Origin of the sequence: Micromonospora luteifusca, from assembly GCF_016907275.1 — a bacterium.
GTDB classification, from domain to species: Bacteria; Actinomycetota; Actinomycetes; order Mycobacteriales; family Micromonosporaceae; genus Micromonospora; species Micromonospora luteifusca.
The window spans coordinates 2,345,414-2,358,970 of the sequence record NZ_JAFBBP010000001.1 but is presented as its reverse complement, the minus strand read 5'-3'; the positions used below and the strand labels follow the sequence as shown (position 1 = coordinate 2,358,970).

The 13,557-nt window shown below is 71.0% G+C and carries 12 protein-coding genes; 7 read left to right on the top strand and 5 right to left on the bottom strand.

The genetic code is table 11. The features are described from left to right. Positions 1-95: 95 nt before the first annotated feature. A complete protein-coding gene (locus tag JOD64_RS10270) occupies positions 96-1,292 on the bottom strand; it encodes a THUMP-like domain-containing protein (protein ID WP_204942031.1) in 1,197 nt (398 codons plus the stop codon). Positions 1,293-1,557: 265 nt separating this feature from the next. On the opposite strand from JOD64_RS10270, the gene groES reads away from it, so the two are divergent. The 4 genes from groES to JOD64_RS10250 all read left to right on the top strand — a co-directional run bounded on the left by groES (position 1,558) and on the right by JOD64_RS10250 (position 6,604). Further along, entirely contained in the window at positions 1,558-1,866 is a 309-nt protein-coding gene (groES, locus tag JOD64_RS10265) for a co-chaperone GroES (RefSeq protein WP_007465101.1), read from the top strand. A gap of 70 nt (positions 1,867-1,936) precedes the next feature. Continuing rightward, a complete protein-coding gene (gene groL, locus JOD64_RS10260) occupies positions 1,937-3,577 on the top strand; it encodes a chaperonin GroEL (protein ID WP_204942030.1) in 1,641 nt (546 codons plus the stop codon). 126 nt (positions 3,578-3,703) lie between these two features. Next, complete coding sequence (locus JOD64_RS10255) at positions 3,704-5,377, top strand: molybdopterin-dependent oxidoreductase (protein ID WP_204942029.1); 1,674 nt, start codon at positions 3,704-3,706, stop codon at positions 5,375-5,377. 57 nt (positions 5,378-5,434) lie between these two features. Beyond that, positions 5,435-6,604, top strand: coding sequence for a low temperature requirement protein A (locus JOD64_RS10250; protein WP_204942028.1), 1,170 nt, complete (start codon positions 5,435-5,437; stop codon positions 6,602-6,604). A 118-nt stretch (positions 6,605-6,722) separates the two neighbouring features. On the opposite strand, the gene JOD64_RS10245 is transcribed toward JOD64_RS10250, so the two are convergent. The 3 genes from JOD64_RS10245 to JOD64_RS10235 form a co-directional block, all read right to left on the bottom strand. Further along, the gene (locus tag JOD64_RS10245) at positions 6,723-7,466 is read right to left on the bottom strand and encodes an SDR family NAD(P)-dependent oxidoreductase (RefSeq protein ID WP_204942027.1); all 744 of its coding nucleotides are present in this window, start codon (positions 7,464-7,466) and stop codon (positions 6,723-6,725) included. Between the two features lie 156 nt (positions 7,467-7,622). Further along, positions 7,623-8,507, bottom strand: a complete 885-nt coding sequence (locus tag JOD64_RS10240) for a LysR family transcriptional regulator (protein WP_239559473.1) — start codon at positions 8,505-8,507, stop codon at positions 7,623-7,625. 132 nt (positions 8,508-8,639) lie between these two features. Next, a complete protein-coding gene (locus JOD64_RS10235) occupies positions 8,640-9,023 on the bottom strand; it encodes a WhiB family transcriptional regulator (protein ID WP_110563279.1) in 384 nt (127 codons plus the stop codon). Positions 9,024-9,279: 256 nt separating this feature from the next. On the opposite strand from JOD64_RS10235, the gene JOD64_RS10230 reads away from it, so the two are divergent. Further along, positions 9,280-10,098: a helix-turn-helix transcriptional regulator gene (locus JOD64_RS10230; protein WP_204942025.1), complete on the top strand. Its 819-nt coding sequence runs from the start codon at positions 9,280-9,282 to the stop codon at positions 10,096-10,098. A 12-nt stretch (positions 10,099-10,110) separates the two neighbouring features. Here the strand turns inward: JOD64_RS10230 and JOD64_RS10225 are convergent, their stop codons facing one another. Beyond that, a complete protein-coding gene (locus JOD64_RS10225) occupies positions 10,111-10,530 on the bottom strand; it encodes a DUF5319 domain-containing protein (protein WP_204942024.1) in 420 nt (139 codons plus the stop codon). 184 nt (positions 10,531-10,714) lie between these two features. Here JOD64_RS10225 and guaB point away from each other — a divergent pair, with 184 nt between their 5' ends. Then, the gene (gene guaB / locus JOD64_RS10220) at positions 10,715-12,277 is read left to right on the top strand and encodes an IMP dehydrogenase (protein WP_204942023.1); all 1,563 of its coding nucleotides are present in this window, start codon (positions 10,715-10,717) and stop codon (positions 12,275-12,277) included. 30 nt (positions 12,278-12,307) lie between these two features. Then, positions 12,308-13,426: a GuaB3 family IMP dehydrogenase-related protein gene (locus tag JOD64_RS10215; RefSeq protein WP_110563027.1), complete on the top strand. Its 1,119-nt coding sequence runs from the start codon at positions 12,308-12,310 to the stop codon at positions 13,424-13,426. Positions 13,427-13,557 lie beyond the last annotated feature (131 nt).

Genomic DNA, 13,557 nt, shown 5'->3' with positions numbered 1-13,557 from the left:
GAGTTGATCGTCATGAAAGTCTTCAGCGGGTCTGCGAAGGCCCGGTGCGAACGCTGGTCAGCGCCACCGGATCCGCCCCCGCCACACCGGGGGACCTAGTCGACCGGCCGACCGACGAGCACTGTCGGCGCCCCGCCGACCCGGGTGAGCACCAGACTCGCCGCCGCATCGCCGGCCAGCCGCAGATCCCGCCGGAGCTGTTCCGGAGTGAGCGCCGAACCCCGCTTGAGGATCTCGACCCGGCCCACCCGGCGGTCCCGCAGCAGCGCCCGCAGACGCTTCAGTGAGAACGGCAGCACGTCGGTGATCTCCAGACAGCGCGCGTACGGGGTGCGGGTCGGGCGGTCGGCGTAGAGGTAGGCGATGCTCGGGTCGCCGAGGGTGGCGTCCAGTTCGACGGCCAGTTCGGCGACGAGGTGTGCGCGTACCACCGCCGGGTCCGGGTCGTACAGGTAGCGGCGGGGCGGCCCGACCGCGGCCTCGTCGGCACCCGAGCCGGTGAGCTGGTGGCGGTGGGCCTCGGCACCCCGCTGGCGGTAGAGAGTGGCGCGGCGGGGCACCTCCGCCAGTTCGCCGCACCAGAGCGCGGCCTCGACCAGGTCGCCGTCCACGCCGACCCACTCCGCCTCCGCGCCGGCCGGAATGAGCGCGTGGTCCAGACCCGGCGCCACCTTCACCACGGTGCGCGGCACCCGCTCGGCCAGCCCGGTGACGAAGTCCCACGGTGGCGAGTAGGCGCGCGGGTCGAAGATCCGCCGTCCGGTGCCGGTGGTGCGGCGGGCCGGGTCACAGAAGACCCCGTCGACGCGGGAGACGTCGAACGCGGTGGCATCGCCGCACTCGACCGTGAACAGGTCGGCCAGTCCGGCCGCTGCGGCGTTGGCGGCGGCCATCGCGGCGGTCACCGGGTCGGCCTCCACCCCGTACACCCGGATGCCGGCGCGGGCGGCGGCCAGCGCGTCCGCGCCGAGGCCGCAGCCGAGGTCGGCCAGGGTGCGGACGCCGGCCGCGTGCAGCCTGGCGGCCCGACGGTCGGCGACCACCCGGCGGGTGGCCTGCTCCAGGCCAGGGCGGGTGAGGAACATCCCAGCGGCGGCCGGGCCGAACTTGCCGACCGCCCGGTGGCGGAGTTCGGCCTGGGTGAGCGCCGCCGCGGCCAGCGTCGGCGGCACCCCGCCAGCGCGCAGCGCCGACGCCGCGGCCAGCGGATCACCGCCGGCCAGCCCGGCCGCCGCCGCGAGCGCGGCCGACCCCTCGGGGGTACGCAGCGCCGCCAGCTGGTCGAGATCCACCCGGTCATTGTCCTGGTCGACTCGAAAATCCTGGCTGGCGGGGCGCGACGCGCTGGCACTCTCCTTGACGGAGTGCTAGCCACGGAATAACCTGCGATTAGCACTCTCACCCTGAGGGTGCCAGCTTCCGGGTCTCGCGACCCGGGTGCGCACGCCAGGCGGACCGGCACCCGCGACGACGGCCCCGCCCGGTGGCATGAGGCAGATTGACGCTGGTCGGCCCCGCCGGCCAGCAACGAAACCAGTACCCCAGGAGGGTATGCCCGTGACTACCGCGACCAAGGTTGCGATCAAGCCGCTCGAGGACCGCATCGTGGTCCAGGCGAACGAGGCTGAGACCACCACGGCGTCGGGCATCGTGATCCCCGACACCGCCAAGGAGAAGCCGCAGGAGGGCACTGTCCTCGCTGTGGGCCCGGGGCGCGTCGACGACAACGGCAACCGGGTTCCGGTTGACGTTCAGGTCGGCGACACCGTCCTCTACTCGAAGTACGGCGGCACCGAGGTCAAGTACGCCGGCGAGGAGTACCTGGTGCTCTCCGCCCGCGACGTCCTCGCGGTCATCGAGAAGTAAGCAACCGATCAGTGCAATTGCCCCGGTCCGGCTCGCCGGGCCGGGGCAATGGCGCTTCGAAGGGACATTCATGGCGAAGATCCTGAGCTTCTCGGACGACGCCCGACACCTGCTGGAGCACGGTGTCAACGCCCTCGCGGACGCGGTCAAGGTCACCCTCGGCCCGCGCGGGCGCAACGTCGTCCTGGACAAGAAATTCGGTGCGCCGACGATCACCAACGATGGTGTGACCATCGCCAAGGAGATCGAGCTCACCAACCCGTACGAGAACCTTGGCGCGCAGCTGGTCAAGGAGGTGGCGACCAAGACCAACGACGTCGCCGGCGACGGGACCACCACTGCGACCGTGCTGGCCCAGGCGATGGTTCGTGAGGGCCTGCGCAACGTGACCGCCGGGACCAACCCGGCCGGTCTCAAGCGGGGCATCGACGCGGCGGCCACCAAGATCTCCGAGGCGCTGCTCGGCCGTGCCGCGGAGGTCACCAGCAAGGAGTCGATCGCGAACGTGGCGACGATCTCCGCGCAGGACGCCACGATCGGCGATCTGATCGCCGAGGCGATGGAGCGGGTCGGCCGCGACGGTGTCATCACCGTCGAGGAAGGCTCGATGCTCACCACCGAACTGGACGTGACCGAGGGTCTCCAGTTCGACAAAGGTTTCATCTCGCCGAACTTCGTCACCGACCTGGAGGGTCAGGAGTCCGTCCTTGAGGACGCGTACATCCTGGTCACCACCCAGAAGATCTCGGCGATCGAGGAGCTGCTGCCGCTGCTGGAGAAGGTCCTGCAGAACAGCAAGCCCCTGCTGATCATCGCCGAGGACGTGGACGGCCAGGCGCTCTCCACCCTGGTGGTCAACTCGCTGCGCAAGACCCTCAAGGTCTGCGCGGTCAAGGCCCCCGGCTTCGGTGACCGGCGCAAGGCGATGCTCCAGGACATCGCGATCTCCACGGGCGCCGAGCTGGTCGCCCCGGAACTGGGCTACAAGCTTGACCAGGTCGGCCTCGAGGTGCTCGGCACCGCTCGGCGCGTCGTGGTCGACAAGGAGAACACCACGATCGTCGACGGCGGTGGCCAGAAGGCCGACGTCGCCGACCGGGTGTCCCAGATCCGCAAGGAGATCGAGGCCTCCGACTCCGACTGGGACCGGGAGAAGCTGGCCGAGCGGCTGGCAAAGCTCTCCGGTGGCATCGCCGTCATCAAGGCTGGTGCGGCGACCGAGGTCGAGATGAAGGAGCGCAAGCACCGCATCGAGGACGCCATCGCGGCGACCAAGGCTGCGGTCGAGGAGGGCACCGTGCCCGGTGGCGGCGCCGCGCTGGTGCAGATCCTGTCGGTGCTCGATGACGACCTGGGCTTCACCGGTGACGAGAAGGTCGGCGTCTCGGTCGTGCGCAAGTCGCTCGTCGAGCCGCTGCGCTGGATCGCGCAGAACGCCGGTCACGACGGCTACGTCGTGACGCAGAAGGTCGCCGACCTGGAGTGGGGCAACGGCCTCGACGCTGCCAAGGGCGAGTACGTCGACCTGGTCAAGGCCGGCATCATCGACCCGGTGAAGGTGACCCGCAACGCGGTCACCAACGCCGCCTCGATCGCCGGTCTGCTGCTCACCACGGAGAGCCTCGTGGTGGAGAAGCCGGAGCAGGCCGAGCCGGCCGCCGCCGGTGGGCACGGCCACGGCCACGGCCACCAGCACGGCCCGGGCTTCTGACCCGGTAAGCGACACCCGTCCGGGGCGCACCGTCGTACGACGGTGCGCCCCGGTTCGTCTTCGCGGATCATTACCGGACGCTGACGTTGTTGGCGACCGGGTGAGATGATCGCGCACACTGGGCCGATGAGCACCACGTCGCGGCGGTACGCCGCGCTGGCCGGAGTGACCGCCGCCGCTGTCGCGATCGGGATCGCCGAACCGGTGGCAGTGTTGACGGGTCCCCGGTCGGCGCCCCTGGTCGCGGTCGGCGGGGTGGTCGTCGACGCCGTCCCCGAGTCGCTGAAGCAGTTCGCCATCGACGTCTTCGGCACCGCCGACAAGATCGCACTGCTGGTCCTCACGGGCCTGTTGCTCGGAGGGTTCGCCGCGCTGTTCGGTGTACTGGCGGTCCGCCGGGTCGCGCTCGGCCTGGCCGGCATCGGCGCGTTCGGTGCCATCGGTGTGGCCGCCGCGCTGACCCGCCCCGGTGCGGATGCCGCCGACGCCCTGCCGTCACTGGTCGGTGCCGGCCTGGGCGCCCTGGTGCTCTGGCTGTTCATCGAAGGCCCGTTCGAGCTGGACCCCTGGCCCTGGTCACCACCCACCCCGATCGCACAGGCGTCGCCAGCCGACCCGTCCTCTGGGCCTCCAGGTGGGCCCACGGTTGGGCCTCCGTCTGGGCCCTCGGCCGAGCCCTCGGCTGAGCCTGCGGTGGTGGCCGGGTCGAGCGCGCTGTCGCCGGTCGTCGACCCGGAGTCGAGGCGACGGTTCCTCACCGGCAGTGGGGTGCTGCTCGGCACGGCCCTGGTCGGCGGTCTCGGTGGACGTTGGCTCGCCGGCCGACGCGGAGTGTCCGCCGCCCGGGACGCGATCCGGTTGCCCGCGCCGGCCTCCCCCGCGCCGGCCGTGCCGGCCGGCGCGGACCTCTCGCTGGCACAGGTAGCGCCCTACGTCAGTTCGAACTTCGGGTTCTACCGGATCGACACCGCGCTCGTGGTGCCCCAGGTGGACCCGGACACCTGGCGGCTGCGAATCCACGGACGGGTCGGCACCGAGCGCACCTACAGCTACGCGGACCTGCTGGCCCGGCCGCTCGTCGAGCGGTACGTGACGCTGGCCTGCGTCTCCAACGAGGTGGGCGGGGACCTGATCGGCAACGCCCGCTGGCTCGGCGTACCCCTTCGCGAATTGCTGGACGAAGTCGAGCCGGACGCGGACGCCGACCAGGTCGTCGGCCGGTCGGTCGACGGCTGGACCTGCGGCACCCCCACCGCCGCGCTGCGCGACGGGCGGGACGCGCTGTTGGCGGTCGGCATGAACGGCGAGCCGCTGCCGGTCGAGCACGGCTTCCCGGTCCGGATGGTGGTGCCCGGCCTCTACGGGTACGTGTCAGCCTGCAAGTGGGTGACCGAGCTGGAGCTGACCCGGTTCGCCGACTTCGACGCGTACTGGGTGCCGCGTGGCTGGTCCGCCCAAGGGCCGATCAAGACTCAGTCGCGGATCGACACGCCCCGGCGGCGCAACCGCCTGACCACCGGGCCGGTGACCGTCGCTGGGGTGGCCTGGGCGCAACACCGGGGCATCCGCCAAGTCGAGGTACGCGTCGACGGCGGAGAGTGGCAGCAGGCAGAGCTGGCACCGACCGTGTCGGTGGACACCTGGGTCCAGTGGTCCTGGCGCTGGGACGCCACGCCGGGCGAGCACCGGCTCCAGGTCCGGGCGACGGACGCAACCGGCGAGACCCAGACCGAGCGTACGCAGGGCGTGGTCCCGGACGGCGCCACTGGCTGGCACTCGGTCACCGTCACCGTCCGCTGAGTCCCGATACTGGCCAACCGAGGCCAATCGGTGCCCGATCCTCGCTAACCTCAGCCCGTGGAGGCCCGGCGTCCCGGCAGGCGCTCCCTGATCCATGGCTACGGCGTGGCGCGCCGGGCCAGCTGGCTGGAGCTCTTCTTCGACCTGGTGTTCGTGGTCGCGGTGCTCCGGCTCGGTCAGCGGCTGGTGGAGGATCCGTCGGCCCGCGGAGTGCTGGTTTTCGCCGGCCTGATCAGCGTGATCTGGTGGCTCTGGTTCAGCTTCTCCTATTTCGCTGACCTCTTCGACGATGACCGCCCACCGAGCCGCCTGGCGCAGCTGACCGCGATGCTGGGGGTGCTGGCGTTGGCGGCTTCCCTCCCCGGTGGCGCCGCTGCCGACGCCAGCCGCTTCGCGGTGATCTACGGCCTGCTGCTGGCGCTGCTCACCGTGATGTATGCGTTCGTGGGCTGGCTCGATGTCGAGGCACGGGAATTCTGCTGGTGGAACGCCACCGGCTTCCTGCTCGCCGCCGGGCTCTGGTGTGGTTCGCTCCTGGTGTCCCCACCGACGCGGTACGGGGTCTGGAGCGCCGCACTCGTCGTCAACGCCACGATCGCCGGACCACTGGCCTACGCCCTGGTACGCCGGGCGCCGACCCAGACGTCCCACATGCCCGAGCGGTTCGGTCTCTTCACCATCGTCGTGCTCGGAGAGGCGGTCCTGTCGGTCGCGAACGGGATCGACGCCACGGGTTGGCACGGTGTCTCGGTGGCGATCGGGATCGGCGGGTTCGTCATCGCCAGCGGGGTCTGGTGGGTGTACTTCGTCGCCACGTTCGACAGCGAAGCGGGAAACAGGGCCCTGCGCGGCGGGCGGCAGGCGGTGGTCCGGAGCTACCTCTACGCCTACGGGCACCTGTTGGTCTACGCCGCGATCGTCACCGCTGGTGTCGCCGTCGAGTTGGCGGCGGAGGAGGCGGCCAACCGAGGTCCCGGACATGATGTGGCCGGGCGACTGCTGGGCGGCAGTCAGCTGGTGATGATCGTCGGTTGCGTCATCATCTACCGGGGAATCAGCCTGCCGGTCAGCCGCTGGGTCGCGCTGGCTCAGGCCGGGGTGGGACTCGTCGCGCTGGTGGTCGCGCTGGGGGGACTGCCGCCGCTTGCGGCGGTGTGGCTCGTGGCTGCGGCGTGGGTGGTGCTGGCGGTCGTCGAACAACGTGCCGCTTCGGGCCGGTCCCGTTGACGGCCCTTCCGCCGTGGTGCCGCGGCCGTCGGTCACGCACAGGTGGCCCGACTCGGCCGACCGCGGCCCGCCCCACGGCTGAGGCAGCGTGGGGCGGGCTGCGGGGTGGTGCCGCACCTCAGACGGCGATTCGTCCACCATCGACGGGCAGCACCGCGCCGTGCACGAAGCTCGACCGCTCGGTTGCCAGGAAGGCGACCGCCTCGGCGATCTCCTCGGCCGAACCGGGCCGGCCGGCCGGCGCCATGGCGGCCAGCTGGTCGAGGTTCTCGCCCATGCCGGCGGTGCCCTCGGTGCGGGTCGGGCCGGGGCTTACCGCGTTCACCCGAACGCCCTGAGGCCCGTACTCGGCGGCCCAGGACTTCGTGAGCAGGACCAGCGCGGCCTTGCTCGACCCGTAGAGGCTCATCCCCGCCTGACCGAACTCGGCGACCATGGTCGTCAGGTTGATGATCGTGCCATGGCCGCGCTTCGCCATCTCCGGCGCGAGTTCGGCGACCAGGAAGTACGGGGCCTTCACGTTCAGCGCGAACACCGAGTCGAAGTCCTGCTCGGTGGTCTGCTCGGTGGGGCCGAACGGGTAGATACCGGCGTTGTTGACCAGTACGTCCACCTGCCCGACGAGTTGCCTGGTCTGTGCGGCCAGGGACCGGGCCGAGGCCTCGTCACGCAGATCGGCGACCAGGAAGTCCGCCTGTCCGCCCGCCGCACGGATTTCCCGGACCACGTCGCCACCCCGGGTCTCGTCCCGCCCGGAGATCACCACATGGGCACCGAGCGTGGCCAACGCCAGCGCAGTCGCCCGGCCGATACCGCTGTTGCCACCGGTTACCAGCGCCGACTTTCCTCGAAGGTCTGTCATCGTCATTTCCACCCACATTCAGTTTCGCCAGGCGGCGGCTTCCGTCGGGGCTGTCCCGACCAGTGGGTGCAAGTCGTCCACGGGCTCAGCGTTTCCCATCGCCCTCTGAGCGCTGGTTATAGCCACCATAAGCACCGGTTCGTGCGGCTGCCGGAGTTACTCCGGGCCCCGCAGTTCCAGTGCGGCGACGAAACGGCCGAGGTCGCGCCGGTGGGAGTCGGCCGGCCAGGCCGCCCAGGTACGCCGGACCAGGGGATGCCCGACCAGCGGTGACCACGTGACCAGGTCGGGTATCGGTGGGGACCAGTTGGGGGGCGCCAGAGCGAAGGCCGCGCCGGCGGTCACCGCGGCGAGCTTCACCGCGGGGATGAGTTCCTGTCCTTCCGGCGCGGCCGGGCCGAGATCCAGCCCGTGGCTTCGCAGGATCGCGGTGAGTTCGTCGTACCAGGCGGGGCTCCCGGAGCGGGGGAAGCCCACCCAGCTCAGCCCGGCCAGCGCATCGAGCCGGATCCCGTCCGGCCCGGTGATCTTCGCGGCCTGTTCGCTGGACAGGAGCACACCCAGTCGTTCCTCCACGACCAGCACGGCATCCAGGTCCGGCCCGATCGGGCGTTCCCGGACCAGTCCGACATCGATGTCACCGGCCCGCAGTGCGGCGACCTGGGCGGCGGTGGACATGTGGCGGGCCTGCACCTTGATGCCCGGGTACGCCGCGGCGAGGTCGGTCAGCGGCCGGGAGAGCAGGTCGGTGGGGAGTTCCAGCGGAATTCCGAGCCTGAGCACGCTGTCGCCAACGGAGGTGTGCCGGGCGACGGCGGTGACCGCCTGGTCGTGTCGGGCGAGCACCGCGCGAGCCTCGTCGAGCAACGTGGTGCCCGCCTCGGTGGCCTGCACTCCGGTGCTGCCACGAATTAGCAGCTGCACGCCGAGCTGTCGCTCCAGGGTGTTCATGCTCTGCGACAGGGCGGGCTGGCTCACGTGCAGTCTGCGCGCGGCCGCAGACAGGCTCCCCTCCTCAGCGACCGCAACGAATGCCCGCATTTCCCGTATTTCCACCCGTCCATCACACCACGCGGGCCGATGCCCTCTCTCGCGGCAAGCTCCCGGCGCCCGTCGACGCCGCGCCCGGTAACGGGGCGCGGCGTCGAGTGACGGTGTCGCGGAGGGGGCTGCTCAGGCGACGTTGCGCTGGGCCGGGACAGTCGACTTGTGTGGGCGGCCCAGGCGGGCCTCCAGCCGTGCGACGTCGACCCGGGCGTGCCGGCGGTCAGCGAGGTCCTCCCAGCCGACGGCGAGCAGCCGCAGTCGCTCGGACTCGCTGAAGCCACCCCACACGCCGTACGGCTCGCGGACGGACAGCGCGTGCGCGGCGCACTCGGCCCGCACCGGGCAGGTGCGGCAGACCGACTTGGCGGCGGACTCGCGACGCAGTCGGGATGAGCCTCGCTCACCGTCGGGGTGGAAGAACTGGGCGCTGTCCCGCCCTCGGCAGGCACCGAGCCGCTGCCAGTCCCAGAGATCGACGATGGGTCCGGGCAGTCTACGTACGTTCGACATCAGCACCCCTCCTCCCGCGCGGCTCCGCGAGAATCCTTTTTGTGGCCGGCGTCCGGGCGGCGGGCCGCGCAGGCGCACCGTTCCCGGCCTGGCTCTCCCGGTACCCGGACCGTCGTCTCCTCACACTTCTGTGATCGAAAACGTCCTGGAAATTGCGGCTTCCGCCCTATTTGTCGGAAAAGTTCGAACGATTGCCGGGAACCCGCTCCCCAGCCGACCCCGTCATGGTCTGCTCGTTGGCGGAGAGGAGACCACAGTGCGTACCGTTCTTGTGTGCGTTCGGACACCACTCGCGGCCCAGCACCTTACTTCTGCTGCCGCGCGGCTGGGGTTGTCCGCGATCGTCCGTACCGCCGTCTCCGATCCTGAGGTGATGCTGCGGTTGGCTGAGCGACCTGCCGACGTGGTGCTGGCCGACACGGCCCTCACCCGGCCGGACAGCGCCGGCTTCGTCCGTCGGGTGCTGGCCCGCGCGCCGCAGGCCGCGGTGGTGCTGCTCGGCACCGAAGAGTCCGAGGCCGCGGCGGCCACCATCAGCGCCGGCGCCCGGGGTCTCATCCAGAATGTCGACCACGACCTGACCAGTGCGGTGGCCAAGGCTCTGCTGCTGCTCACCGCGCCCGGCCGGGCCTCCCGGCAGCGGATCACCGATCCGGCCCGGGACACCGCGGCGGTGGGTGGCTCGGGTCGCTCCGGGCCGTCGCCGCGTGGCTCCGGTGAGCCCGGCTGGGGCGCCGCGCCCGGCGAGGGGCAGGCGGGTGTGCCGTCGGTGCCGGTGCAGCGGGGTGACGACGAGCCTGAACCTGCGACGGGCGAGTCGGCGACCGATCAGAGCGACTCGACCCGGCCCACCCCGAACGCCCGGTCCGCCCGCGCGTCGATCGGCCTCACCGAGCGTGAGCTTCAGGTGCTGCTGGGCATGGCCGAGGGCAAGAGCAACGCGGAGATCGGTCGGGAGCTGTTCGTCTCGGAGGACACCGTCAAGACGCACGCCCGCCGGTTGTTCCGCAAGCTTGGTGCCCGGGATCGGGCGCACGCGGTGGCAGCCGGTTTCCGGGCTGGCCTGGTCGCCTGAGGCACGCCACCGTCACTCGGTGACGGTCGGGGTGTCCGGCTCGTCCTCGGTGCCCTCGGTCAGGGTGTCGTGCACCCCGTCCGCGTACCCGCGGGCGTAGTCCCAGGTCACGTAGTGGTCCGGGTCGGGGTCGTACGCGGGCTCGTGCACCCGGGGGCGACCCGAGTTGAGCAGGTGCCGCAGGTTGCCCCGGAGCAGGTCCCAGTCGAAGTAGTGCGGCTCCCGGCAGTCCTCGCATTCGATCACCAGGCCACGGACCCCGATCGGGGCCAGCAGGGCCTGGTAGATCTCCAGGTCGGCGAGGTCTTCCAACACATCCTGCCGCTCGACGTCGGTCAGTGGATCCGGCGTCGCGTCGTCGCCCGGGTCCTCCAGACCCGCTGTCGGATCGGCCGGGTCGCCGTTGAACGGGTCGATGGGCTCGTCGTGCACCCCCTCACCGTAGACCCAACGCGGCGGGGACGTCCGCCCCCGGGCTCGCGCCGGGCCGGCCCGCCACGGACGAGTCGCCCAGCTCACTGGGTACGATGAAGCGACGCGCCGGTACCGTGGCGCGCTCCGGTGCCCACCCGCGCCACCTCGCTGAAGCCCATCCGAGCAGCTCAGGGGAGCAATCGTGGAAAATTCGCCCAGCGCCAACTTTGCGGCCGGCGCCGAGTACGCCGACCTGGGCGGCCACCTGCCCGAGTTGCCGACCGGCTCTGCCCGGGTGGTTCCACTCGGTCTCACCTTCGACGACGTGCTGTTGCAGCCGGGCGAGTCGGACGTGGCCCCCAGCGAGGTGGTCACCCGCACCCGGCTGACCCGGGAGATCGAGATCGCCATCCCGCTGGTCTCCAGCGCGATGGACACGGTGACCGAGGCGCGCATGGCGATCGCGATGGCCCGCAACGGCGGCATCGGCGTGCTGCACCGCAACCTCTCGATGGAGGACCAGGCCCAGCAGGTCGACCTGGTGAAGCGCTCGGAGTCGGGCATGATCACCAACCCGGTGACCTGCTCGCCGGAGGACACGGTGCGCGATGTCGACCGGCTCTGCGCGAAGTTCCGAATTTCCGGGCTGCCGGTGACCGACGCCAACGGCGCCCTGGTGGGGATCATCACCAACCGCGACATGCGGTTCGTGTCCGACCCGTCCACCCCGGTCCACGAGGTCATGACCAAGCTCCCGCTGATCACCGCGCCGGTCGGAGTCAGTAAGGCCGACGCGCTCGACCTGCTGCGCAAGCACAAGGTCGAGAAGCTGCCGCTGGTCGACGAGGGCGGCCGGCTGCGCGGCCTGATCACCGTGAAGGACTTCACCAAGAGCGAGCAGTTCCCGCTGGCGACGAAGGACTCGTCGGGTCGGCTGCGGGTCGCCGCCGCGATCGGCTTCGGCGAGGAGTCGTACAAGCGGGCTCGAACCCTCGTCGACGCCGGGGTGGACGTGGTCGTGGTGGACGTGGCGCACGGCCACAGCCGGGCCATCGTGGAGATGATCCAGCGCCTGAAGCGCGAGACCGACGTGCAGGTGATCGGTGGCAACTCGGCCACCTACGCCGGGGCCCGCGCCCTGGCCGAGGCCGGTGCGGATGCCGTCAAGGTCGGGGTCGGCCCCGGGTCGATCTGCACGACCCGGGTCGTCGCCGGGGTCGGCGTACCGCAGATCACCGCGATCATGGAGGCGGCCCGGGCATGCCGGCCGCTGGGTGTGCCGGTGATCGGCGACGGCGGGATGCAGTATTCCGGCGACATCGCCAAGGCCCTCGTCGCCGGTGCCGACTCGGTGATGCTGGGCAGCCTGCTCGCGGGCTGCGAGGAGAGCCCGGGTGAGCTGATCTTCATCAACGGCAAGCAGTACAAGTCCTACCGGGGGATGGGCTCGCTCGGCGCCATGCAGAGCCGAGGCGTGCAGAAGTCCTACTCCAAGGACCGCTACTTCCAGGACGACGTGATCTCCGACGAGAAGCTGATCCCGGAGGGCATCGAGGGGCAGGTCCCCTACCGTGGCCCGCTCGCCACCGTCGCCCACCAGCTTGTCGGCGGCCTGCGACAGGGCATGTTCTACAGTGGCGCCCCGACCATCCCCGAGCTGCACCGGCGCGGCCAGCTGATCCGGATCACCGCGGCGGGCTTGAAGGAGAGCCACCCGCACGACGTCCAGATGACCGTCGAGGCGCCCAACTACCACTCCCGCTGACCCACCACCCCCAACCACCTGGAGTCCCCCATGCGTGACGTGGTCGAGATCGGGCTGGGCAAGACCGCGCAGCGCGGCTACCACCTGGACGACATCGCCATCGTGCCGAGCCGCCGTACCCGGGACGTCGATGACGTCTCGACCTCGTGGCAGCTCGACGCGTACCCGTTCGGCATCCCGTGCGTCGGCCACCCCTCCGACGCCACCATGAGCCCTTCGTCGGCGGTGCGGCTCGGTCAGCTCGGCGGTCTCGGCGTGCTCAACGTCGAGGGGCTCTGGACCCGCTACGAGAACCCGACCAAGGTGCTGGACGAACTGGCTGGCCTCGGTGAGGACGCCCGCGCCACCAAGCGGCTCCAGGAGGTGTACGCGGAGCCGATCCGCCCGGACCTCATCGCCGAGCGGGTCCGCGAGCTGCGCGCCGGTGGCGGGACGGTGGCGGTGCGGGTCTCTCCGCAGCACACCCTCGCGCTGGCGCCGGTGATCCTGGACGCCGGGGTGGACATCCTGGTCATCCAGGGCACCATCGTCTCGGCCGAGCACGTGTCGACCACCGACGAGCCGTTGAACCTCAAGGAGTTCATCGCCGACCTCGACCTGCCGGTGATCGTCGGCGGTTGCACGGACTACAAGACCGCTCTGCACCTGATGCGTACCGGTGCAGCCGGCGTGATCGTGGGCATCGGTGGCGACGAGTGGTCGACCACCGAGTCGGTGCTGGGCATCCGGGTGCCGATGGCCTCCGCGATCGCCGACGCGGCGGCGGCCCGCCGCGACTATCTCGACGAGACCGGCGGCCGGTACGTGCACCTGATCGCCGACGGCGACATCCAGACCTCGGGCGACATCGCCAAGGCGCTCGGTTGCGGCGCGGACGCGGTGATGCTCGGCGAGCCGCTGTCGCTCTGCGACGAGGCACCCGCCGGTGGTGCCTGGTGGCACTCGGCGGCGAGCCACCCGTCGCTGCCCCGGGGTGCCTTCGAGGTTGCCGGTGAGCCGCTCGGGTCGATGGAGCAGCTGCTCTTCGGCCCGGCGGACGAGGCCGACGGTCAGCTCAACCTGTTCGGGGGGCTGCGTCGGGCCATGGCCAAGTGCGGCTACCGCGACCTGAAGGAGTTCCAGAAGGTCGGCCTGGTCCTCGACCGCTGACCAATCCCGTCAAACGCCGAAAGGCCGGCCCCCACGCTGCGGGGCCGGCCTTTGGCGCACCGGGGGTGTCAGCCCTCGGTGAACCTCGACCCAGTTCAGGTTGACGAGGCCGCTGATCGCGGGTGACCGGG